24 protein-coding genes and 1 tRNA gene are annotated in these 21,342 nt (G+C 51.1%); 12 read left to right on the top strand and 13 right to left on the bottom strand.

Annotated features, from left to right (window positions below; all coding sequences use genetic code 11):
• Nucleotides 1-11 precede the first annotated feature (11 nt).
• The gene (locus J2T58_RS05775) at nucleotides 12-881 is read right to left on the bottom strand and encodes a formate/nitrite transporter family protein (protein WP_253488166.1); all 870 of its coding nucleotides are present in this window, start codon (nucleotides 879-881) and stop codon (nucleotides 12-14) included.
• A gap of 337 nt (nucleotides 882-1,218) precedes the next feature.
• On the opposite strand from J2T58_RS05775, the gene J2T58_RS05770 reads away from it, so the two are divergent.
• Nucleotides 1,219-1,803, top strand: a complete 585-nt coding sequence (locus tag J2T58_RS05770; RefSeq protein WP_253488149.1) for a hypothetical protein — start codon at nucleotides 1,219-1,221, stop codon at nucleotides 1,801-1,803.
• Between the two features lie 80 nt (nucleotides 1,804-1,883).
• Here the strand turns inward: J2T58_RS05770 and J2T58_RS05765 are convergent, their stop codons facing one another.
• Together J2T58_RS05765 and J2T58_RS05760 are read right to left on the bottom strand one after the other, a co-directional pair.
• The gene (locus tag J2T58_RS05765; protein WP_253488147.1) at nucleotides 1,884-2,792 is read right to left on the bottom strand and encodes a hydantoinase/oxoprolinase family protein; all 909 of its coding nucleotides are present in this window, start codon (nucleotides 2,790-2,792) and stop codon (nucleotides 1,884-1,886) included.
• A complete protein-coding gene (locus J2T58_RS05760) occupies nucleotides 2,789-3,673 on the bottom strand; it encodes an ATP-grasp domain-containing protein (RefSeq protein WP_253488145.1) in 885 nt (294 codons plus the stop codon). The genes J2T58_RS05765 and J2T58_RS05760 overlap by 4 nt, the downstream gene beginning before the upstream one ends.
• A gap of 78 nt (nucleotides 3,674-3,751) precedes the next feature.
• Here J2T58_RS05760 and surE point away from each other — a divergent pair, with 78 nt between their 5' ends.
• Nucleotides 3,752-4,531: a 5'/3'-nucleotidase SurE gene (surE, locus tag J2T58_RS05755; protein ID WP_253488144.1), complete on the top strand. Its 780-nt coding sequence runs from the start codon at nucleotides 3,752-3,754 to the stop codon at nucleotides 4,529-4,531.
• Nucleotides 4,532-4,569: 38 nt separating this feature from the next.
• Complete coding sequence (gene rpiA, locus J2T58_RS05750) at nucleotides 4,570-5,226, top strand: ribose 5-phosphate isomerase A (protein ID WP_253488143.1); 657 nt, start codon at nucleotides 4,570-4,572, stop codon at nucleotides 5,224-5,226.
• A 2-nt stretch (nucleotides 5,227-5,228) separates the two neighbouring features.
• On the opposite strand, the gene mreA is transcribed toward rpiA, so the two are convergent.
• The 4 genes from mreA to J2T58_RS05730 all read right to left on the bottom strand — a co-directional run bounded on the left by mreA (nucleotide 5,229) and on the right by J2T58_RS05730 (nucleotide 9,351).
• Nucleotides 5,229-5,606 carry an MreA family transcriptional regulator gene (gene mreA, locus J2T58_RS05745; RefSeq protein WP_253488142.1) on the bottom strand — a complete coding sequence of 126 codons (378 nt, stop codon included), beginning with the start codon at nucleotides 5,604-5,606 and terminating at the stop codon, nucleotides 5,229-5,231.
• Between the two features lie 684 nt (nucleotides 5,607-6,290).
• Entirely contained in the window at nucleotides 6,291-6,851 is a 561-nt protein-coding gene (locus J2T58_RS05740; protein WP_253488141.1) for a TATA-box-binding protein, read from the bottom strand.
• A 55-nt stretch (nucleotides 6,852-6,906) separates the two neighbouring features.
• A complete protein-coding gene (acs, locus tag J2T58_RS05735; RefSeq protein ID WP_253488140.1) occupies nucleotides 6,907-8,793 on the bottom strand; it encodes an acetate--CoA ligase in 1,887 nt (628 codons plus the stop codon).
• A gap of 243 nt (nucleotides 8,794-9,036) precedes the next feature.
• Complete coding sequence (locus J2T58_RS05730; RefSeq protein ID WP_253488139.1) at nucleotides 9,037-9,351, bottom strand: transcription factor S; 315 nt, start codon at nucleotides 9,349-9,351, stop codon at nucleotides 9,037-9,039.
• Between the two features lie 145 nt (nucleotides 9,352-9,496).
• On the opposite strand from J2T58_RS05730, the gene artA reads away from it, so the two are divergent.
• Complete coding sequence (artA, locus tag J2T58_RS05725; protein WP_253488138.1) at nucleotides 9,497-10,327, top strand: archaeosortase A; 831 nt, start codon at nucleotides 9,497-9,499, stop codon at nucleotides 10,325-10,327.
• On the opposite strand, the gene J2T58_RS05720 is transcribed toward artA, so the two are convergent.
• Nucleotides 10,299-10,931, bottom strand: coding sequence for a CDP-alcohol phosphatidyltransferase family protein (locus J2T58_RS05720; protein ID WP_253488135.1), 633 nt, complete (start codon nucleotides 10,929-10,931; stop codon nucleotides 10,299-10,301). The two genes, artA and J2T58_RS05720, sit on opposite strands and share 29 nt — an antisense overlap.
• A gap of 87 nt (nucleotides 10,932-11,018) precedes the next feature.
• Here J2T58_RS05720 and J2T58_RS05715 point away from each other — a divergent pair, with 87 nt between their 5' ends.
• Entirely contained in the window at nucleotides 11,019-11,708 is a 690-nt protein-coding gene (locus tag J2T58_RS05715; protein WP_253488132.1) for a RibD family protein, read from the top strand.
• Nucleotides 11,705-12,496, top strand: a complete 792-nt coding sequence (gene sppA, locus J2T58_RS05710; RefSeq protein WP_253488130.1) for a signal peptide peptidase SppA — start codon at nucleotides 11,705-11,707, stop codon at nucleotides 12,494-12,496. Before J2T58_RS05715 ends, sppA begins: the two co-directional genes overlap by 4 nt.
• A gap of 2 nt (nucleotides 12,497-12,498) precedes the next feature.
• Here sppA and truD read toward each other — a convergent pair whose 3' ends face one another.
• A complete protein-coding gene (gene truD, locus J2T58_RS05705; protein WP_253488128.1) occupies nucleotides 12,499-13,764 on the bottom strand; it encodes a tRNA pseudouridine(13) synthase TruD in 1,266 nt (421 codons plus the stop codon).
• Nucleotides 13,761-14,123: a peptidyl-tRNA hydrolase Pth2 gene (pth2, locus tag J2T58_RS05700; RefSeq protein WP_253488126.1), complete on the bottom strand. Its 363-nt coding sequence runs from the start codon at nucleotides 14,121-14,123 to the stop codon at nucleotides 13,761-13,763. Before pth2 ends, truD begins: the two co-directional genes overlap by 4 nt.
• 82 nt (nucleotides 14,124-14,205) lie before the next feature.
• On the opposite strand from pth2, the gene bcp reads away from it, so the two are divergent.
• A complete protein-coding gene (gene bcp / locus J2T58_RS05695; protein ID WP_253488123.1) occupies nucleotides 14,206-14,688 on the top strand; it encodes a thioredoxin-dependent thiol peroxidase in 483 nt (160 codons plus the stop codon).
• A gap of 16 nt (nucleotides 14,689-14,704) precedes the next feature.
• Here the strand turns inward: bcp and J2T58_RS05690 are convergent, their stop codons facing one another.
• Together J2T58_RS05690 and J2T58_RS05685 are read right to left on the bottom strand one after the other, a co-directional pair.
• Entirely contained in the window at nucleotides 14,705-15,355 is a 651-nt protein-coding gene (locus J2T58_RS05690; protein ID WP_253488120.1) for a hypothetical protein, read from the bottom strand.
• A gap of 119 nt (nucleotides 15,356-15,474) precedes the next feature.
• Nucleotides 15,475-16,299, bottom strand: coding sequence for a mechanosensitive ion channel family protein (locus J2T58_RS05685; protein ID WP_253488118.1), 825 nt, complete (start codon nucleotides 16,297-16,299; stop codon nucleotides 15,475-15,477).
• 199 nt (nucleotides 16,300-16,498) lie between these two features.
• On the opposite strand from J2T58_RS05685, the gene J2T58_RS05680 reads away from it, so the two are divergent.
• The 4 genes from J2T58_RS05680 (at nucleotide 16,499) to J2T58_RS05665 (ending at nucleotide 20,335) form a co-directional block, all read left to right on the top strand.
• Nucleotides 16,499-17,002 carry a DNA polymerase ligase N-terminal domain-containing protein gene (locus J2T58_RS05680; protein WP_253488116.1) on the top strand — a complete coding sequence of 168 codons (504 nt, stop codon included), beginning with the start codon at nucleotides 16,499-16,501 and terminating at the stop codon, nucleotides 17,000-17,002.
• A gap of 49 nt (nucleotides 17,003-17,051) precedes the next feature.
• On the top strand, nucleotides 17,052-17,651 hold the full coding sequence (locus tag J2T58_RS05675; protein WP_253488114.1) for an HD domain-containing protein: 600 nt from the start codon (nucleotides 17,052-17,054) through the stop codon (nucleotides 17,649-17,651).
• 139 nt (nucleotides 17,652-17,790) lie between these two features.
• On the top strand, nucleotides 17,791-18,327 hold the full coding sequence (locus tag J2T58_RS05670) for a hypothetical protein (protein ID WP_253488112.1): 537 nt from the start codon (nucleotides 17,791-17,793) through the stop codon (nucleotides 18,325-18,327).
• Nucleotides 18,317-20,335, top strand: a complete 2,019-nt coding sequence (locus J2T58_RS05665) for a PAS domain S-box protein (RefSeq protein WP_253488110.1) — start codon at nucleotides 18,317-18,319, stop codon at nucleotides 20,333-20,335. Before J2T58_RS05670 ends, J2T58_RS05665 begins: the two co-directional genes overlap by 11 nt.
• A 197-nt stretch (nucleotides 20,336-20,532) precedes the next feature.
• Here the strand turns inward: J2T58_RS05665 and J2T58_RS05660 are convergent.
• Nucleotides 20,533-20,617, bottom strand: a tRNA-Leu gene (locus J2T58_RS05660).
• Between the two features lie 144 nt (nucleotides 20,618-20,761).
• Here J2T58_RS05660 and J2T58_RS05655 point away from each other — a divergent pair.
• Nucleotides 20,762-20,983 (top strand): hypothetical protein, encoded by a 222-nt coding sequence (locus tag J2T58_RS05655; RefSeq protein ID WP_253488108.1) that lies wholly within the window; start codon nucleotides 20,762-20,764, stop codon nucleotides 20,981-20,983.
• The last annotated feature ends 359 nt before the right edge of the window (nucleotides 20,984-21,342 follow it).

The raw sequence follows: 21,342 nt of genomic DNA, 5'->3' as shown, positions 1-21,342 counted from the left end.
CACTACCAGACTTACTTCAGTGCAGCGATCTCCTTGCGGAACGCTACCCAGTAGATGACACCAACGAAGAACAATCCACCGATGGTGTTTCCAATTGTCACCAGAATGACGTTGTTTGTCCACATTGTCATCCAGTTTAAGTCAACAACCTTGTCCGCATGAACAGCGAGCTGCTCCGGGGTCAGGAATCCTTTCACCATGATTCCTGCAGGGATGAAGTAGATATTTGCAATACTGTGTTCAAGTCCACTTGAAACGAAAGCCATGATCGGGAACCAGATACCGAAGAATTTACCAACGGCATCATCTGCACATATACCGAGAAGCACAGCAAGGTTAACGAGCCAGTTACAGCCGATAGCCTTGAGGAAGAGCGACCACATCGCCATTCCACCGGCATAATTCACTTTGCCCCACGCTATACTGACCGCAGTCACCCCGAATACACTGGCTGAACCGGCTCCTGTGGCATCCCAGTTTGTCAGGGGACCATAGGCCATCAGATATGCATAAAGGAGCGAACCGATGACGTTTCCAACATAGACCCATATCCAGAGATTAAAGACACTTGCCCAGCTGATCTTATGGATAAAAGCAGCCATTGGAGCGAGCATCGCATCGCCTGTAAACAGTTCGGCACCGGTAAGCACGGTGATAATAAGACCGACAGGGAACACAGCACCACGAATAAGGGCTGCGAAACCAGGACCGAGGAAGTCAGCAACGCCTGTACCACAGACGGTTGCGAGGCCGGCACCCATGGCGATGTATGCGCCGGACATAAATCCACGCATAATCATGTTCCACCATGGCAGGCCTACCTTATACTTGCCTGCATCTCCCGCCTTTGCAACAATCTGCACTGGAGGATGAAATACCATATTTCTACACACCTCTTTGTAATGTCCCACCTATCACCCGAATGTTTGAGCACTTCGGAGTAGGCACAAGAGATGATTTTAAAAGCAAATATTAAAACATTTCTAAATAGTTTCTGGTGAGGAGATACACTGATGAATATGCAGGGTTTACTTTATATAGATCTTGTAATTTATCTTAAAAAGTTAACGAATACCTCCTCAATCACCCCGGTCATCCATCGAGATTATTATGATATCTACCTAATAATCCCGTATATGCCCGCTTGCGCGCAGATAATCCATCATCCGAACAGCCCTTCCCTGATACCCTGCCACATCTACAGGAGATGAGTAAGAATTGGCACGAAAAATCCTGATACCCCCCTTTCTCTCAGAGATGATCAGCTCATCGGTCACAGTCTTCGACGGAGTGGGCTTCTCGGAGATACATCGATATTGTACCTCCTGCAAAGGCCCCCTCCGGAGACATGATGTCAGAATGAAACGGTTTGCCCGGCTCATATGGGGGGATTCCACCAGGGATATCAATGTCTATATTACACGCTACCGGTGCAGGGAGTGCAATCGGCTCTGGTACGCAGATGAGCCGTTCTATCCAGGTACACGCCATGGCGTTCCGGTCGTCGATCTTACCGTCGCACTCTCCGCCAGATACCCCTTCCATAAGACGGCACGGATACTCTCCGAAATTGGAATAAAGATTGATCGGGGTACAGTCCGCTTATACCAAAGACTTCCACAACCGGGTACGACAGATATGTATGGAATACCGGTTCCAGACTGCATCATTGCCCTCTCAGGACTCGTCGCTGAGGGGAGATCCGTCGAAGGGGCAGAACTGCTCGCCGCCCTTGCCCTCCCACCCACAGAGCGGACAGCGCCGGAGAGACGCCCTGCTTCGGAAGAGGAACGGGATGAATAGAAGAAGAAAGAAGAACGGATATCCAAGGATAAATGAGAGGGCGGTTACCAGAACCGACCCTGTAATAAGGGCGATGGCAATCAGATACCGTCTCGTATCGCCACCTCCCTCACCGCATATGCCGGAAGTGCATCAGCAAACCTGCCCAGCTCCCGATTGAGGTTGATCCCTCCAAAGGTCGTGTGGATGAGATCTGCACCGATCCCTGCGGCAAGTATCGTCTCCCTTCCGGTTCGGGCAACAGCGTCGCCAATGATGGCTTTCTGGGCATCCCAGAAGGCCTCTGCGATGGCTACAGCCCCCTCCTCCCCGATCTCATCAAGATCCGCACAGGCCATCCGGCCGAGACGCCGGAGGCTCATCTCCCTGTTTACTTCCTTCCCATCAGGAGTGGCTACGGTATACTCACCAGGAGTGATATGCCCAAGGACGAGATGGGCATCCCCGGCTGAGGCAAAGTACTCCGTCGAGAGCGGGGTGTCATACCAGTTGATGCATGCCGACCGGACGAGTGAGGAGACGGGGGTCCTGAGCATCCCACAATAGACGAGGTATCCTGCCCGGAGGCGTGAAAGATCGGTCTGTCCCCGAAGCTCCCGAAAAGGCTGCAGCGGAATGATATCAGCGGTTGTGCTTCCAAGATCAAGAAGGAGGGCATCCTGGTACCGGTCCTTGAGGAGATCCGCCGAGGCAAGCCAGTTTGCAGCAGCAAGATCCAAAACCGCCTCTGTATGGAATGCGGCATCTGTGCCATAAAACTGTGCCTTCGGCAATGCGCCCCTGACGGCATCAACAATGAAACGAATACCCTCGGTTTTATTGTTGAAACAGTCGGCAAGCTCTCCGCTCATCACGACGGCGGCATCATCATCAAACTCTGAAAGAATATCTCCAAGCGGCGCCTTCTCCCAGAGCGGGCAGTACCGGATGACCACCTCGTCCCCGGTGACGATCTTGATGTTCGCCCCGCCGATGTCAATGCCGATCATTCCGGATAGATCCCTCCATGAGTATCAAAAGAGACGGTCCCCTTCAGATGAACAGGGGGAAGCGCAAGTCCTTCGGACGCCTTGATGAGGAGATCACCGATCTCCTCTTCCATCAGATGGGCAATCCCAATCAGGCTTGTTGTAATCCGTGGGTTGACATCGACGACGACGATCCGATCCCCGACGATCATATCAATCCCGATATAGCCCTGGCATCCAAGAATCTTCACAACCTTCTCTGCAATCGCGGTAATCTCTTCCGAGCGGGGGTGGTCAATTGGCGTCGTACCGCCATGATAGATCATCTTTCCATCCCTTATCTCGACATTCTGCCGATTGATGGCAAGGATGCATGGTGCTGCACCACTATACCAGAGGCATGCCTCCCCAACGACCCGTGAAGCGATCAGGGAGACGGATATGGCATCCCCTTCAATAAACTCCTGACCAAACTCGCCATCACCCGGCTCTTCATCAGCGATCCGGACATTTTTTGCACCGACCCCCTTGATCGGCTTGATCACCCTTGGACCGGATGTAACCTCACGGGGAACATCGATGCCATGATCGGAGAGAAGGCGTGCGGTAAGCCTTTTATTTGCACAGAGGGCGGCATTTGTACTGTTTGTCCCAACCGAGTGGACGATACACTCCATCTCCTGGGTGAAGCCTGCAAGGAGATCATCCGGGGCGATGACGAGGCCATAATCACAGATCCCGGCAAGACGACGTACCTCGCTCTTAAAGTCACCCTTCTCAGGCGAGAGGACCTCGTATCCAAGACGTTCAAAGCTGGCCTTCAGCGTTTTGACCATAGCCTCACCCTCAGAGGCGAGTTCTGGTTCATGCAGGGTTGTATACTCTGCAAGGAGCACCTTCATACATAGTGATAGAACCACAACGATGATGAGGCTTTTCCGATACAAGGATATTTCTTCCTGTGGGGAGGACTCATATTCATGAAACCGAGAATCCTGCTGACAAATGATGATGGCGTCTCTTCAGGGGGTCTCTGGGCTGCCTATACGGCCCTCTCCGAGATCGCTGATGTGACGGTCGTCGCCCCATCCACGCAGCAGAGCGCGGTGGGGAGATCCATATCGATCTTTGAACCCATCCGGTTGCATAAGGTGGTCATCAACGGGTTTGATGCATATGCTGTCGATGGAAAGCCGACCGATGCGGTGATCATCGGATTATATGCCCTGAAACTCCAACCGGATCTCGTCGTCTCCGGGATCAACATCGGTGAGAACCTCAGTTTCGAATCGATCATGACCTCAGGCACAGTCGGAGCCGCACTGGAGGCTGCGAATCAGGGGACGCCGGCGATCGCATTCTCTCTTGAAGTAAGCGATCAGGGGATGAAATTTGATGATCCCCGATCCGGGATCATCCATGATGATGAGATAGGGCACGTCGTCGCCGATGTCTGTACCCGTATCCTTGAATCAGGATTCCCGCAAGGGGCAGATGTTCTCAATGTCAATATACCCTCAACGATCAGAGGAGGGTATGAGGTGACCCGTCTTGCAGACAAACTCTTCCATACCGGCGTAGAGGAGAGGTTCGACCCCAGGGGACGGCCCTACTACTGGATCAACGGTCCGCTCGTCGATGATGCAGAGGAAGGAACTGATGTCCATGCCGTCCGGCAGGGAAGGATCTCGCTCACCCCGGTGACCCTTGACTGTACAGCACCTGATGCATTCGATGAGATCAGGAAGCAGTTCTGTTGATAACAACGTAGATAGCCCCCTCCATCATATCTGATCCCATGGATACAGCAAAGCAGGAGGCGGGATATCGGGCAGCCGAATACGTCGGTGACGGGATGATCATCGGGATCGGAACCGGATCAACAGTCCTCTATGCAATGGAGCGGATCATCCACAGAATGAGAGAGGAGAACCTCTCCATCCTCGGGGTTCCGACCTCCTATCAGGCGGCGTTCAGGGCCGCTGAGATGGGCATTCCCCTTACATCACTGGACGCCCATCCATCGCTTGATCTTGCAATTGATGGTGCCGATCAGGTCGATCCCGCAAAACTGATGATCAAAGGACGGGGAGCTGCACACCTGCGCGAGAAGTGCGTTGCCGATGCAGCGAACCGGTTCATCGTTGTTGCCGACGAATCAAAGTGCGTGGATGAACTCAACGGGAAGATACCAGTTGAGGTACTCCCCTTCGCCTGCATGCCGGTCATCAGGAGGGTAGCCGAACACGGAGGCACTGCCGGGATCAGGACAGGCTCCGGCAAAGACGGCCCGGTCATGTCAGACAACGGGAATATCATCATGGACTGTCAGTTCGAGAGAATAGATGATCCGAAGTCTCTTGAGAGGGAGCTGGCGATGATACCGGGTATCGTGGCCTCAGGCCTCTTTACACAATATGCAGATAAGACGACGGTTATCGTCGGAAAAAAATAGGATTATGATTCGATGCACTTACGCATTCGGTTGATCATCGATATCTGAGACTCGGCTTCCTGCCGCTTCTTCTGCTCAAGGATATTGGTGATCTCAGCGAGTCCAAGCGCGATTGAGTAGATCTTCACAGGCCTCCCCTTATTTTCCGTCTTGCTCTCACGAAATGTGACCCATTCCTGCTCTTTAAGTTCTCGCATTGCAATACTTACCTCAGGCTGGCGCAGGTCCGTGCCTCGCTCGATTTCACGTGAGCTCGCCTCAGGCAGTTCTGAGAGGAAGACCAGTACTTTCGCGACATTTCTCTTCAGCCCTACACCAACCAGGAGATTTACCATCTCATCCTGTAGTGGTGTAAGCGTTCCATATACTCCTGATTCCATATTGCATCTCCTTGTATACCATTATTTATACACCATAATATATAAAATCTTTCATCCCATCCGATAAATTGAAACATACAATGAAAGATTGTATCCGCTCTTTATTGGAATCCAGCTCTCTTTATTAATATTCTTTTTTAACAATAGCCCGGTAAATATAGGTAGTTGCCATTAGGTATAAAAAAAGATAATTATCCCTTCTTTTCAAGATTGCCGGCCTTTTATCTGAATATACTGAAGATCTCCAATTCTCCGGAGATCCCGGGATTGAGAAGGCTGACTGGATCCTACCATCCCACACGTCAGCAGAGTGCTTCAATTGGTGGAAATAAGGTCTTCTCTTTGTCTGTATCCAGTTATCGGACCACATATTGCATAAAGAGCAATTATTACTGCAATGAATATGACACCCGGAATAGGGCTGATTTCCCGTACCAATCCACGTAGGAATGGATTTGATCCCCTGAATACCCATATTAAATTTGTGAAATAACCTGCAACGAAACCGAGGGGTTTCCATCATTGTAGAAGTTATGCGAAGAACACCATATGGAATACAAGTGCAAATCCTTCGATGTATTGTACCCATGTAGAACAGAAGAAGGCAGTCGTAAGAAAAAGTTTTTTAAGATTATTACCAGTACTTTTCCGGCATGTATTGATATAAAGAAGGGGATCTTCCGATCAGATCATCCCAAGATTCGAGAGGTCGCTCAGGATCTTCTGAACCGCACCCCGGGCATCCTCAGGCTGTTTTCCGCCAGTGATGATCAGCTTCCCAGAACCAAAGAGGAGGACGACGACCTTCGGCTCTTCCAGCCGGTAGACAAGGCCCGGGAACTGTTCCGGTTCATACTCAATCCGATCCAGGTTGAAACCGACGGCAATCTTGTTGAGATTGATTGGTGTTCCAAGATCTGCTGATGTAACAATATTCTGGATCTTGTAGGTGAGATCATCAGGAATATCAATCTTCAGATCCCGCAGGAGACCTCCAAGGATCTCAAGTCCACGGTTTAAGGCCTCAATACTCTTTGCACCTGTCAGCACTACTTTTCCTGACCCGAAGACGAGGGCTGCGATCTTCGGATCTGTCATACGTAGTACAACGCCGGGAAAACGCTTCTTATTATACTCGGCACCTTTTATCTCGGCGGCAAGGGTAGGAAGATCAAGCGAATCACAGACTTTGGCCGATGCAACAATATTTTCAATCTTGAGAGAATCCTCGGGATTGAATGACATATTTATAAATACCACCATACAGTATATAAACGCTTCCGAGGAGGGGATGATCCCCTCACTCATCTATTGTCGAGAGATCCCCTGGATCCTCACCCATCTCAATCGCCTTAAGCACTCTCCGCATGATCTTCCCGCTCCTCGTCTTGGGGAGTTGATCAACCACCCGGATATCCGAAGGAACAGCAATTGGTCCGAGGGTGATCCTGACATGATAGAGGAGATCCTGCTTCAGCTTTGCAGTCTCAGTAAAGCCATCCCTTAAAAGGACGAAGGCAAGTATACGGTTGCCCTTCATCTCATCGGGAATTCCGACAACAGCAGCCTCTGCAACAGCCTTGTGAGCAACGAGGGCACTCTCGACTTCAGCAGTGCCGATATTGTGGCCAGAGACGATGATCAGATCATCAGAGCGCCCGAGAATCATGATATAGCCCTCTTCATCCCGAACGGCGAGATCACTGGCATTATAGCTGTTATCCGGTCCGCTCCAGTACTGGCGGTACCGCTCCTCATTCTGATTGACCATACGCATCATCGAAGGCCACGGCTCTTTGATGATAAGCTGGCCGGAGACACCCGGAGGCACTGGTTTTCCTTCTTTGTCAACGATATCAACGAGGACACCGGGGATAGGGCGCCCTGCAAAGCCCGGCTTCATCGGTTCGCCGATCATCGTCGTAATCATATGCATACCGGTCTCGGTCTGCCACCAGGTGTCCAGGATCGGAAGCTTCTCCTTGCCTATGATATGATAATACCACTCAAAGGCCTCCGGGTTCAGGGGTTCACCGACAGATCCGAGGATACGAAGGCTTGAAAGGTCATACCTGTTCGGATACTCATCTCCATAGCGCATGAACATCCGGATCGCAGTCGGAGCTGTGTAGAAGATCGAGACCCCGTACTTTTCGATATACTTCCACCAGATCCCGGCATCCGGATAGTCGGGGGTTGACTCGGTGATGAAGATCGTTGCGCCGGCAAGAAGGGGTCCATAAACGATGTATGAGTGGCCGGTGATCCACCCTGGATCTGCTGTGCACCAGAAGACATCCGAGTCCTTGATGTCAAGGACATACTTGGCCGTATAGTACGTTCCGACCATATAGCCGCCGGTTGTATGGATGATGCCCTTCGGCTGACCTGTTGTCCCTGATGTATAGAGGATGAAGAGAGGGTCTTCTGCATCCATCTTCTCGGGCGGACAGTCTTTTTCTGCCGACTCCATCAGTTCATAGAAGTCCTTCTCAAATTCTGGAAGAAGATCGATCTTGGGATCCTGTGTTCTGAGGACGACGATATAGTCCACTGTCGTCGCATTGATCAGTGCCTCCTCAAGGATCGGCTTGAGCGGGATCGTCTTTCCGCGCCTGATGCTTGCGTCGGCAGTTATGACTATCTTCGCTCCGGCACCGGTAATTCTTGCATGGAGGGCATCAGATCCAAAGCCGGCGAAGACCACAGAGTGGATCGCACCAATCCGTGCACAGGCGAGCATGGCGACGACCTGTTCGGGGATATTGGGCATATAGATGCAGACACAGTCGCCTTTTGTAACACCAAGGCTTTTTAAACCGTTTGCAAATCTCTCGACCTCACGGAGAAGCTGCCAGTAGGTGTAGCTTCGCTCCCTGCCGTCATCTCCCTGCCAGAAGAGGGCGACTTTATTTCTGCGTGGTCCTGCTGCATTGCGGTCAAGGCAGTTATAGCTCATATTGCTTTTGCCATTGATGAACCAGCGGGCAAACGGGTGCTCCCACTCCTTCACCTTCTCCCAGGGTTCAAACCATTCGAGTTCATGACTGATTCGGCCCCAGAAACCATCAGGATCAGTCAGAAAACCATGGTACGCATGTTCTGCATCCTTGCACCAGGCTTCTTTGCGGTACTCCGGATCAGGAAGATACTTCTTTTTACTAAGTGTTACTTGTTTTTCTGACATTCACAACCTCCTATCTGACATGATTAATGGTGTAAAATACCAGATTGAGTTTATCAGCATCATATAAAAACATGGTATCGAGGAGAGAAGTCCGATGGAGAGGGATAGTGCAAGAGAGAGGTCTGAAGACCGGGAATGGGGGGAGAATCAACAAAGGTGGAATATCATCCCCTGATACCACAATACGCCAAAATCAGGCGTAGTAAAAAGTATTATTGGATTTTATTAATAATATAAATAAAATTAGTCATATTCGCGCCATGTATGGCTGCATTCCACGCATCTGAAGAAACGGACTTCGCTCTCATCTGCGGATCGAAGCTGCCGAAGCCACCAGAAGGCAAGGTTATGCTCACAATTGGGACATTTTACCGCGCATGTCGGAAGTGTTGCCATCTTCTCTTCATCATCGACGATAGTGATCTCTTTCTCTGTCCGGACACTGGTCATTTTGAGTGATTCCGAATCGGTGATCTCTTCAGAGTAGTCACATCGCCTGCAATGCATCCTTCCGGATCGTGCAATCATAACACTCTTACATTCTGGACAAAACCGCATACATACTATTGGGCATGAAGACTATAACCTCTATGGATCGAAGATACGGCATTTCTCAATTGTCATCCGGGGGATAGAGCCTTGATAAAAGCGGCATAGCCACCTTCCTCTGCCTTTTTGTCTACGGACGATCAATAGTTCTATAATGAGCGAATATCTGGTTCTCATCTCATGCATCGGATTTCTTCTCTTCCTGATTCCAAACCGGTATCGCTGGTACGCAGGGATCGTCGGATGGGGAGCGATATCACTCCTCCTCCTCGTCTTATTGCCGGACTTCCTTGCAATCAATAACTTCCTCTACCCGACACTCGGAGTACTCTCGGTTCCGTTCCTGTACCTGACGGCACGCCGCCTCCTGATGCGGGATGAGACGGTCGGCGGACTGACGAGAGCGGCAGGTATTGCTTTTCTCATCTATGCGCCATTTGGGTTCATCCAGCCCCTGGGGGACTGGCTCATCGGAGTTGTGGTCAATCAGCTTGTCTGGCTGTTGCATCTTCTGAACTATCCTGTTGAGCTGATTGCCTGGAATATGCTGATGGGGGGATCTATTCCGGGCAGTGATTTGGGATTCCGCCTTGAGATCATCCTCGGCTGCACCGGCATCCAGAGTATCGCAATCATGCTCGGAGTTGCCATGATGGTACCCACAACCCTCCGGCAGAAGGTACTCGCCTTCCTCATCATCGCACCGGTTATCTACGTCCTCAACCTCTTCAGGAACGCCTATGTCTTTATGGCATATACCGGCCAGTGGTATCCGTGGTTCCCTGATCTCGTCGGTAACGGCAATTACGGATATGAAAGCTTCTTCTGGGCACACAATGTCTTCTGTGAGCTCCTGGCACTGGGGATCCTCATCGCCATCGCATACGGACTCTTCCGTATTATTCCGGATCTTGCAGTGATGGCAGAGCGGCTGGTGACCATCTATATCGGGGATATCAGGCAAGTCTTCCTGAGAGATAGATGATCCGCTGGATGGCAGAGAGATTTGTGCAGATTGCAATGATAATGACCGAGACCCAGATATATCCGGTCACCCCGCCGAGGATCAGCACAAGGATCGTCTCCGGTCTGCCGAAGAAGCCGACCCCTTCAAGGGGATCGTCAATCTTCCCACAAACCCGCTCTGAAAAACCGGCCTCTGCGTAAACAACCGGTTTTATGAAGGTATTCATCATCGATCCGATGATGGCAAATGCGACAAGGCCGAAGTCGGCAATCGGGGGGAGATCAGAGAACCGTGATATGATGGCTATCCCTGAGAGTCCGACACCAAGGATAGCAAGAGTATCCACATACTTGTCGACGATCCAGTCGAAGACCGCACCGAAGCTGCTGTGGTGGTCGGTCTTGCGTGCAACGCTCCCATCGATGAGATCAAGGATCGCGGAGATGAAGAGGAGGAGCGCACCGATGAGGAACGCCTGATATGCAAATGAAACGGCGCATCCAATACCAAAGAGAAGGGAGAGGACGGTGATCTTGTTTGGAGATATGCCCAGGCGGACAAAAATATCTGCCAGAGGTTCAAGGTACCTCATACAATAGGGCCGAAGTCCGGTAATATTCATATTCTGCCTCCAAACACAGATCATCCGATCTGCTTGAACCTATACTGTTAAGATATTCGATGTGATATAACAATCGAGAGGATCGTTATGACGCAACAGAAGAACAGACCCCATGTACTCATGATGTCCGAGATCACTGCCGATGGCAAACTGACCCTGAAGAAGGGGGCGTCGAGTAAGATCCTGATGAAGCATATGGCACACGAGACTGAGATTCTCCTCCATACAACCAGGGCAGCATGCGACGCCATCATGGTCGGATCAGAGACGATCAGAATAGACAACTCCTTCCTGACGGTCAGGATGGTTCCCGGGAAGAGCCCTCTCCGGGTCATCCCAAACAGGAAAGGTGATCTACCGCTATCATCCAATATCTTCAAGCATGATGCAGAGACGGTCATCGCAGTCTCTGAGACCGCCCCGGCAGAGCGGATCGAGGCGATCCGGGCGGCCGGCGCGGAGGTGATCATCTGCGGATCCGATCATGTCGATCTCCCGCATCTTCTCTCCGTCCTGTATGAGCGGTTTGGGGTCAGGAAGATGATGGTCGAAGGGGGGCCGACATTGAACTGGCATATGCTCCATCACCGTCTCGTCGATGAGATACGACTCATCCACCTCCCCTTCATCGTCGGTGGTGATGATACACCCTCACTTGTCGGAGGGATGCATAGTGAGAGCGAGGATGATATGATCCGGCTTGAGCTGAGATCAAACTACCTTTGTGGAACAAATCTCGTAACAGAATACGAGGTTCTCTATCCGGATGAAGCATGAATTTTATCGAGCAGGAGATAGCTAAGACAAAGAGGCGAAGAACTCTTAAAAAAGGGGCAGTCATACTTCTGCTCGTCATTCTTGGAGGGCTGGCGGTTGTTGGAATCCTCAGCCTGACCGGTCAGTATGCCGTACCTTCTGATGTCGCAGTCATCCGGATTGAGGGGACGGTCGTCTCAGGGCCGGGGCAGTCCGGGGGATATACAGGGAGCGAGCATATCGGCTCCCAGATTCGGCGCGCAGCAGACGACCCGCTGACACGGGCGATCGTCCTCAGGATCGATTCAGGAGGAGGCACACCAGCAGCCTCCCAGGAGATTGTCCGCGACATCATCTATGCCAGGCAGAAGAAACCCGTCGTCGTCTCAATGGGAGATATTGCGACGTCGGGTGCATATTACATCGCGGCATATGCTGACCGCATCTACTCAAGCCCGGACACGGTCACCGGAGGGATCGGTGTCATCTGGCTCTTCTATGACATCAGCAGGCAGCTTGATGAGGAGGGAATTGAGATTGACGCGATTAAATCGGGGGATAAGAAGGATATGACCTCCCCGTACCGAACACTTTCGCCCGATGAGGAAGAGTACGCACAGGAGTATGTCGATGCGGCCTTCAACCGTTTTTATCAAGATATCAGCAGCCAGCGAAATATCAGCCGTGAATCCATTCAGGATGGACGGATGATCCGTGGGGAGGATGCGATCAATCTCGGGCTTGTTGATGAGTTTGGGAATCTCCACGATGCCATCGCAGGTGCGCGGATTATGGCGCGCAGCCGCTGATATCAGACAAGGGTGAGAGGATCCCCCTTCATAAACTCCCTGCAGACGGAGGTCGCATACTGACCCGGAGGGAGGGAGAAACGGAGTGTGACGGCATCACCCGTTATCTCGGACGTAATCTCTGTCCTGATTGCAATCGGGCGTGACGCGCCATCAAAGGCGCATCCGACAAACGCCGCGGCATCCCTGAAGGCTGACGGGCCGATCCCCGCCTCTGCTGATCGACGGATCATGCACTCTTCCATCGGACCCGGACTTTCGGGGGGACTGCTTCCTGGAACGAATGCCGCGATGACGGCACGGCCCCGTGTCAGATGATGGCGGGCTACCGGGAGGTTCTTCCCGGTGACCCGATCCGTCCTTCCATTTGTATAGAGGAGTGTATCACCAGCCTCAGGCTCATCGAGATTGATTCCACGGTCAAATCTCTCAGAGAGAGCGGCGTTGAAGAGATACGACTGCCATGCCGAGACGAACATTGAAAGGAGCTTCGGCGGGAGAGCCCTGAGTGCGCCCTCATAGTCATCCTGTTTTTTTGAGAGGTGGTCGAGCATCGCCCGTTCAAACCCAAGCCTGACGGGGAGGGCATGGAGGGCTTCGCGTGCATCACCGGTACTCACGAATGCCCGGCGTGCCTCCTTCACCTCGTCACTCTCGTTTGGAAATGCCTCTCCGATATAGAGATCAACGGCTTCTTTATAGCCGCCCTTCAGGATAGAGAGGCCAACGGTATGAGTAACAGGCTTCTGGGCCCCGAACCGCTGGAGACCGTAGAAATTTGGAATTCCATGCTGAACGGTCTGGCAGATCGCAGGGACGAAACCGAGGTTTTCTTCCTGACAGTCGCGAATGGTGATGACAAATCTGTTCCCCTTGAGATCGCCCAGCCCGAGCCCGAACTGGTGCTGGCCGATCGGCTCGATGGTGATATCTTTGAGGGATACCCGATCAACCGCTTCGGCATCGATCTTATAGAGAGAGATATAATGGCTCGCAACTGCATTGCGGTCCTTCGTCCCTGCCCAGCCTATCCGCTTTCGGCTGATCCCAAGCCTTTTTGATATCTCGTGGATGGCGTGCTGGTGCTCCCAGGAGCGCCGGGTTACTTTACAGATGAGGTACGGACCGCTCCCGGTGAAGTCAATCGGGATCTCATCGACGATAAAATCTTCAGGAGTAGTCCTGAGCGCTCCTCCGATACCCGGATGATCATCGGCATAGTAGCGCATCTCCAGGTCCCGTTCCAGGGGATAGGGGCTTGGTCTCATAAGAGCTTCAGATCTGAGGTGATGCGGTCGAGGAGTTCAGACTTTGCAGGGCCGAGGCCAAGGGCGGTCACGGTTCCCGGCGGGATCTCGGTGAGACCTGCATCCTGGATGATGCATGCGGGGACGCCGTTTGCTTCCGCAATCACCTTGAGTTCAAAGAGTGCCCTCTCCCCGGTCAGTTTCAGCGTCACCTTCTTCTGCCCTTCATCAAGCCAGGAACGCTTCGCCGCTGCACCAGCCTTTTCATAGGCTCCGATGGCGGCATGGGCAATCTGTGCGCACTTCTTTCCGCAACTCATCTTCACATCGTCCCGAATGATCAGGCACTGTTTCCAGGTAAACTCAGGTGGGGCTCTCATCGTGGTGTATCTATGGTGTGGTACAGGAGAAATACATGATCTGTTGGGGAATTGTTATCCCTTATGGCTCCTATCATCCTGTATGACCGATCTGACTATCGGGATGGTCGCTCCTGAGTTCTGTCTCCCTGATGCAGACGAGGAGATGGCATGCCTTGAGGAGATGCGTGGATACTATGTCATTGTCTACTTCTATCCCCGTGACAACACATCAGCCTGTACCCTTGAAGCCCGCACATTCTCAGATGAGATGGAGGCGTTTGCCGCACTCAACACCCCGGTCCTTGGAATCAGTCCGGATACGATATCAAGCCACAGAAAATTCGCCGAGAAGCACAGCCTCACCGTCCGGCTTCTTTCAGATCCCGAGCATCAGGTGATCGAGCGTTACGGTGTCTGGGTCAGCAAGAAGATGTACGGGAAGGAGTATATGGGTGTTGAGCGAAGCACCTTCATCATCGATCCGGACGGGAAGATTGCAGCGATCTGGCGAAAGGTGAAGGTGAAAGGGCATATCGATGAGGTGATGACACGCCTGAGGGATCTGAAGGGGGAGGAGAAGTAAGCCCCTGGAAACCACCTTATTCCGGGCCCCGCCAGGCAGGGCAGGAGAGTTCACAGGCGCGGCAGTGATAGGCTAATCCGCCCCCCTTCTCCTTATCTGCATCCATCCGTTCCATACATCTGCTCCGGCTGTACCTGCCGGTGGAGAAAGAATCCATCGGGCAGGCATGATGACAGATTATTTCACAATCATCACAGGGAAGGACCAGGGGCGGCGGATCCTGATCATGAGATATGAGATCCACCCATACCGCCCGAAACCGGATTCTGGGACCAAAGCCGGGAACAAGAACGAGATTATTCGTCCCGATTCTTCCAATACCTGCCATACAGGCCGCATCCTTGAGATAAATACCGCCATCCCCAAGCTGATACGGGATGGTGTACGCCTCTCTTCCGAAGGTCTCAACGAGCCAGATGCTGAGGGATCTGCCGATCTCTCCGAGGATACGGTCTCCCGGAGTTCCTCTCCCTTCTTCCCAGAGATCGAGGACCGGATCCGCAGGATCATGAAAGAGTCCAAGGATGATGTATGTGCCCCGGTCCCTCCTGGATCCCTGGTGGCCATCGGCAACTGCAGATGGGCAGTTGATGAGCTTCGCCGCAGGGACTGCACCGGCAACATCCGCACCAAGCTCAAGCGCATGCTCAAGAGCTGCGCAGATCATCTTCTGTTCACCATTCATGGCGAAGGGAAGGTTATCGGTAGTAATCAATACTCTGTTCTTAGGGAGGCCCATCTCCGGACATCATCGAGGGTCATTTTCCACATTCGCCCGTGAAAAAGTTATTCTGGAGAGTCCAGGTGGACATCCATCTGTGGGAAGGGGATCTCAATGCCGGCTTCCCTGAACGCTGTGACGATCTTTTTGGTCAGATCAAATTTCACCGCCCATAGATCCGGTGTTGCTGTCCATGCCCGCATTGAGAGGTTGATTGACGAGTCAGCAAGTTCGGTGACAACCACCGATGGAGGAGGGGTCGGGAGTACCATGTCATGGCTCTCCATAAGACTGGTAGCGACCCTGATAGCACGGTCGAGGTCACTGGCATATGCAACTCCAACCGTGACATCGGCACGGCGTGTCTCCATTCTGGTCGAGTTGATCACCGGACTTCCCCAGACGAGTGAGTTTGGAATGGTAACATAGGTATTATCCGGCTTTAACAGCTCAGTTGCCATGATACCAACAGTCACAACGGTACCGGTGATGCCATTGACCTCCACAAACTCACTCTTATCAATTGGGCGGAGGGCAGCAATCCATACGCCAGCGGCAAGGTTTGAGATGGTACTCTGAAGACCAAAGCCGAGGATGAGGCCAATTACAGCAGAGAGTCCAAGCACAAGAGAAGATATGTCAGCGCCGAGTATTGCAAGAATAAGAAGAAGAAGGAGGACATACAGCAGAATCGAGAAGAAACTGATGAGAAACTCGACGACAAGTTCGGGGAGGCGCGAGGCTCTCACGAGGGAGCGCCTGAATATCAGACCAAGGATTTTTACCACGACAAAACCCAGAACAGCAATAATTACCGCGAAGAGTATCGTATCAAATGTAATCCCGACAAGAGGGATTGTCGTATTGGAAAAGCTATCCGGAATCTCCATACTGAGTGGCAGTGAGCGGGAACCCATATAAGAGTATCCTTCATATGAAATCTTTAATAGTTAAAAAATTTGAATAAAATTTCAGGCAAATGCACATTTCAAGCGATGGAACTATCTGAAGAAGACCTTGTATCATTTTTCCGGAGGGGAGGATGGGTGCAATCGCAAAGAAAAATACCATTCAGACGAGATGATGAGTATGACCGGGAGACCACGATTTGTTATTCAGAAGCACGATGCAACAACGCTCCACTATGATCTCCGCCTTGAGGTCGGGGGAGTCCTCAAATCCTGGGTGCTTCCAAAGGGGCCATCTGTTAATCCAAAGACGAAGCGCCTTGCGATGCCGACCGAGGATCATCCGCTCGAATATGCGGATTTTGAAGGGGTGATCCCGGAAGGAGAGTATGGTGCCGGGATCGTCATGGTATGGGATACCGGGACGTATGAGAATATACGGGCAGAAAAGGACGGTACGGATATGGCGACCTCCATCACTGAAGGGAAGGTCGAGGTCAGAATTGATGGAGAGAAGATGAAAGGGGGCTGGGTATTTATCAGGACAGGCGCGGGAGATAAAGCCCGCTGGCTCGTTATCAAGATGGATGATGAGTATGCAGATCGAGCCACGGAGCTGGTCGATGCGGCACCAGACTCTGTACTTACCAGACGAAGTATCGAAGAGATTGCCCAGGCTGAATGAGGGAGTCATGGAGGCACCGTTTTCATCCGAAAGATCCCAGATACTCCTGATGGATAGCAGAGTGGTAGCGATGCAGGAGTACGTCAGGGGAGCCTTTGCAGATTCAGGAGCGCATGGATTTGATCATACGCTGCGTGTCATGATGCTCTGCAGGGTTCTTGGAACCCGGGAAGGGGCAGATATGCAGATACTGATACCAGCGGCCCTCTTTCATGATATAGCACGTCCGATTGAGGAGGAAACCGGGATACCGCATGAGATAAAGGGAGCAGAGCTTGCCGAAGCCTACCTCCTATCGATCGATTATCCCGGTGATCTAACACCTGGTATCCTCCATGCCATCCTTGCTCACAGGTACCGATCATCGAAAGTGATACCTGAGACGCTTGAAGCGAAAATCCTCTCCGATGCCGATAAACTGGATGCGATGGGTGCGGTTGGGATTGCCCGGACCTTTATGCAGGCAGGTGAGGAGGGAGGGGGGATCCCCGATGCGGTGGAGCACATCAATGAGAAACTGCTTAATCTGAAGGATCGGATGCACACAGAGTCTGCACGAAAGATTGCCACAGAGAGGCACTCGTTTCTTCTGAGTTTTCTTGAGAGACTGGAGATTGAGAGGGGAGCAGACTCGTACAAGGGGTGCTGACCATCTGTATACTGGTGATTTCCGGTTAAGAATCAACTAAAATTCCTCACTTTGAACGATATCTGCATCAGATCTGTTTTTCAACAATTATTAAAATTAAAATGATAATATTTATTAGCTATTATGTTAATGAATCAGTATGCGTGCCTCCGTGATCGATCAAACTCACCCCTCTACCTCGATACCGAGCCCGTCTGCATCGATATCTCAACAACCCTTCATCAGTGGAAATTCTATACGTGTGACGAGATCATCGATATCCAATGATTGGATAGACAAAAACCGGATAGGATCCGGGGGGCGCATCATACTTTTTTCATCAGATAACGACTTTCAAAACACCTGGAGAAGATCACAAGAAGACAGGATTTTGGGATTTGATGATATAACCAGCCTGCCAGATGTTTTGACGCGGTTCAGAGACATAGAAAAATATTTACAAATAAATATAAAAATGGGGAGGTTGAAGAGTCTCCATGGTACGGTCAAGATCATATATGATATACCAATCAGTCAGGATCCGATGACTGCCTTTCCGGGCTCTCCTTTTCAAGCCCGGTATGTAATCAAGGACATTCGCCATAACGCTCATCAGTATGGCATCTCCCGGCATCTTACCAGCCAGACTTCTGTAATCAGCCCTGCAGGAAGGAGAGTAAAACACGATGACAGGTGAGGATAACTATCCTGATTCAGCCCAGGATTTACGACGGAAAGCAGAGGAGATTGCAGATGAGAGGGAAAGAACCCTCACTGAGAAGAAGACCCATCTGACACCCGCCGAAACGCGATGGACCCTTCACGAACTCCTTGTGCAGCAGATCGAGCTTGAGATGCAGAACGAGGTTCTCCTCCGTATTCAGAAGGAACTGGAGGTTTCAAGAGCGCGCTACTTCGAGCTCTACGATATGGCACCAGTGGGCTATATCACCGTCACCAAAAACGGGCAGATCCAGGAAGCGAATGTAACTGCAGCCACCATGCTTGGGCTGAGGCAGGAGGCCCTCTTCAATCAAAATCTCGCCGGTTTTATCCTTGAAGAGGATCGGGAGATTTACCAGCAGTACCGCCATGATTTTTTTATGACCACCCGGCCAAACGGGCGGGATCTCCGGATGATCCGGATGGACGGAACCATATTCTGGGTGCATCTGCAGGCAGCCTCAGCAGAGGATGAGCTTGGGGAAACGGTCTGCAGGATCGTAATCAGTGATATAACCGATAGAGTACGGGCTGAAGAGGCACTCAGGGAGAGCGAAGCATCACTCGCCAGTATCTTTCGTGTCGCACCGATTGGAATCGGACTTGTACAGAATCATATCATTCTCAAAGCCAATGACTACCTCTGCAGGATGACCGGCTATACCCGGGAGGAGATGGTCGGAAAGGACTCACGATTCCTCTATCCATCGGATGAGGAGTATAAGAATGTCCATCAGAATAAATACGCTCAGATAGAAAGAAAGGGCTTTGGATCTATTGAGACCCGGTGGCAGCGAAAAGATGGAGAGATTCGGGATATCCACCTCAGCTCAACCTATCTCAATCCAGAGGAGAGACCGGCGGGAGTGACATTTACTGCCATTGATATTACGAAACGGAGGCGGGCTGAAAATGAGTTGAAAAAGAGCGAGAAGAAGTTTCGTACACTCTTTGAAACGATGACAACCGGAGTCTTCTATCAGCGTTCTGATGGCATGCTGGTCGATGTAAATCCGGCAGCACTCAGGATGTTTGGACTGACCCGGGACCAGTTTATGGGGAGAACAGCCACGGATCCCCGCTGGAAGATCATATCTGAGAATGGAGAGACACTCCCTCCGGAAAAGTTCCCGTCGATGATCTCCATTACAACAGGTCAAAGGGTAATGAATATGATTGTCGGTGTCTTGAATCCAGAGGTCCATGATATAACATGGATGAGCGTGGATGCAACCCCCCAGTTCAGGAATGGAGATGTACGACCGTTTCAGGTCTTTGTCACCATGTCCGAGATTACCGAACAGAAACGTGCAACCGAGGCCCTCAATAATGCAAATAAGAAACTTCAGATTCTCTCAGGCATCACCCGGCATGATATTCTCAATCATATCATGATACTCCAGGCATATCTCGATCTCGTCCGGGCAGAAAGCACCAGCCCGGAGCAGGCCAGATATCTTGAAGAAGTTGAGAAGGCATCAAATGCCATACAGCAACAGATCGAATTTACCAGGCTGTATGAGGAGTTGGGGGTAAAGAAACCTGCCTGGATCCCTATTAACAGGTTAATCTGGTCGATCGATGATGGGAGAATGCCAATTCTTCATGACGCCTGCCATTACCAGATCCTTGCTGATCCGATGCTTGAGAAGGTCTTTGCAAATCTCCTGGAAAATACCATCTGGCATGGCGAGGGTGCAACCCATGTGGAGATTCATTGCATGGAACGTGATGGGAGCCTCTGGATCACCTGGCAGGATGATGGCCCGGGTGTTCCTGACGAGCAGAAAGAACGGATCTTTGAGCGGGGTGTCGGAAGGCGCACCGGTTTTGGACTCTTCCTCACACGCGAGATCCTCGCAATCACCGATATCACTATTGAAGAGACGGGGGTCTACGGGGAGGGGGCCCGATTTTCTATCACAGTGCCGAAGGGAGGATGGCAGGCCATCGATGATAGAGGAGAGTCCTGCGCAGAATAGCCACCATCAATACCCCCGCCATACGATCAAATAGTCGAAAAACCTGCTTTTTCTGCCCAAATCAAGCCATAGCCCTGTTCTTCCCGGCTTTCGCGCAAAAAGTCATTCATAACCTCAGAGCAGAGGCGTATCAGATGATGCTCCGTATGGTATGAAAAAAGAGACGACCTGAAACAGAAAAAGTTCATGTAACGAAATGCGAGAGGCCGGATTCGAACCGGCGGACCCCTGCGGGATCGGATCTTAAGTCCGACGCCGTTGGCCGGGCTTGGCTACTCTCGCGCTGAATATTATATGTCGTTCATCCAGAAAAGGATTGGCAGATCAACAAAACAAACTATTCAGTTACCACTCCACCCTCAACCCTGAAATTTATAAAGTCATATAAAAAATAATATATATGTATTATATTATATACATAACAGTATGAACACTACGACGACCATCAGGATCTCCCGCCGAACGAAAGGGGTTCTTGACACACTGAAGAAAGATCCGAAAGAGAGTTATGATCTTCTCATCTCACGCCTGGCAACCAGTACCCAGAAAAAGGAGCCGGCCTCAGATGAAAGAAGTACTGGAAGCAGATCAGACCGTGAGGAGACAGGTAAAAAACAGCGTAAACCCCCTGAGATGATACCACGATAATACGAAAAACGTACAGGTATCATTACGAGCACTGCCAGACACAGTTGAACGACAATATCCCGGAGAATCAAATCAGAAACGGATCTGGTGATTCCGGAGTATCTGCCGGGACCGGAATCTCATCGATCTGATCTCCAAAAAAAGGTGACGCATGCGGGGATCATCGATGACACCGATCTGAACCAATGATGGTCGTGCCATACATCCTATCCATTTTCTATCTCTTCCAGGAATCTGTTAAAGATGGAATAGTAAAGAGCATCCATCTCACTTTGCGAACCCTTTGTAAAAGTACCACCTAATTATATTGAAAAACCATAAAGTACAATTATATGTACAAACAAATATAATGCCAGTAT

The sequence above is a fragment of the Methanocalculus alkaliphilus genome (assembly GCF_024170505.1).
GTDB classification, from domain to species: domain Archaea; phylum Halobacteriota; class Methanomicrobia; order Methanomicrobiales; family Methanocorpusculaceae; genus Methanocalculus; species Methanocalculus alkaliphilus.
Note: the sequence above shows the minus strand (reverse complement) of the source record. Positions and strands in the feature narration are given on the sequence as shown.

Coding starts and splice junctions, on each gene's coding strand:
- rpiA (WP_253488143.1), top strand. CDS start 4,570: ATGGATACAGCAAAGCAGGAGGCGGGATATCGGGCAGCCGAATACGTC.
- J2T58_RS05655 (WP_253488108.1), top strand. CDS start 20,762: ATGAACACTACGACGACCATCAGGATCTCCCGCCGAACGAAAGGGGTT.
- J2T58_RS05675 (WP_253488114.1), top strand. CDS start 17,052: ATGGATAGCAGAGTGGTAGCGATGCAGGAGTACGTCAGGGGAGCCTTT.
- mreA (WP_253488142.1), bottom strand. CDS start 5,606: ATGGAATCAGGAGTATATGGAACGCTTACACCACTACAGGATGAGATG.
- J2T58_RS05685 (WP_253488118.1), bottom strand. CDS start 16,299: ATGGAGATTCCGGATAGCTTTTCCAATACGACAATCCCTCTTGTCGGG.
- surE (WP_253488144.1), top strand. CDS start 3,752: ATGAAACCGAGAATCCTGCTGACAAATGATGATGGCGTCTCTTCAGGG.
- J2T58_RS05680 (WP_253488116.1), top strand. CDS start 16,499: ATGACCGGGAGACCACGATTTGTTATTCAGAAGCACGATGCAACAACG.
- J2T58_RS05765 (WP_253488147.1), bottom strand. CDS start 2,792: ATGATCGGCATTGACATCGGCGGGGCGAACATCAAGATCGTCACCGGG.
- truD (WP_253488128.1), bottom strand. CDS start 13,764: ATGAGACCAAGCCCCTATCCCCTGGAACGGGACCTGGAGATGCGCTAC.
- J2T58_RS05775 (WP_253488166.1), bottom strand. CDS start 881: ATGGTATTTCATCCTCCAGTGCAGATTGTTGCAAAGGCGGGAGATGCA.
- pth2 (WP_253488126.1), bottom strand. CDS start 14,123: ATGAGAGCCCCACCTGAGTTTACCTGGAAACAGTGCCTGATCATTCGG.
- sppA (WP_253488130.1), top strand. CDS start 11,705: ATGAATTTTATCGAGCAGGAGATAGCTAAGACAAAGAGGCGAAGAACT.
- artA (WP_253488138.1), top strand. CDS start 9,497: ATGAGCGAATATCTGGTTCTCATCTCATGCATCGGATTTCTTCTCTTC.
- J2T58_RS05690 (WP_253488120.1), bottom strand. CDS start 15,355: ATGATCTGCGCAGCTCTTGAGCATGCGCTTGAGCTTGGTGCGGATGTT.
- J2T58_RS05740 (WP_253488141.1), bottom strand. CDS start 6,851: ATGTCATTCAATCCCGAGGATTCTCTCAAGATTGAAAATATTGTTGCA.
- J2T58_RS05730 (WP_253488139.1), bottom strand. CDS start 9,351: ATGCGGTTTTGTCCAGAATGTAAGAGTGTTATGATTGCACGATCCGGA.
- J2T58_RS05665 (WP_253488110.1), top strand. CDS start 18,317: ATGACAGGTGAGGATAACTATCCTGATTCAGCCCAGGATTTACGACGG.
- acs (WP_253488140.1), bottom strand. CDS start 8,793: ATGTCAGAAAAACAAGTAACACTTAGTAAAAAGAAGTATCTTCCTGAT.
- bcp (WP_253488123.1), top strand. CDS start 14,206: ATGACCGATCTGACTATCGGGATGGTCGCTCCTGAGTTCTGTCTCCCT.
- J2T58_RS05760 (WP_253488145.1), bottom strand. CDS start 3,673: ATGAAGGTGCTCCTTGCAGAGTATACAACCCTGCATGAACCAGAACTC.
- J2T58_RS05670 (WP_253488112.1), top strand. CDS start 17,791: ATGCGTGCCTCCGTGATCGATCAAACTCACCCCTCTACCTCGATACCG.
- J2T58_RS05715 (WP_253488132.1), top strand. CDS start 11,019: ATGACGCAACAGAAGAACAGACCCCATGTACTCATGATGTCCGAGATC.
- J2T58_RS05720 (WP_253488135.1), bottom strand. CDS start 10,931: ATGAATATTACCGGACTTCGGCCCTATTGTATGAGGTACCTTGAACCT.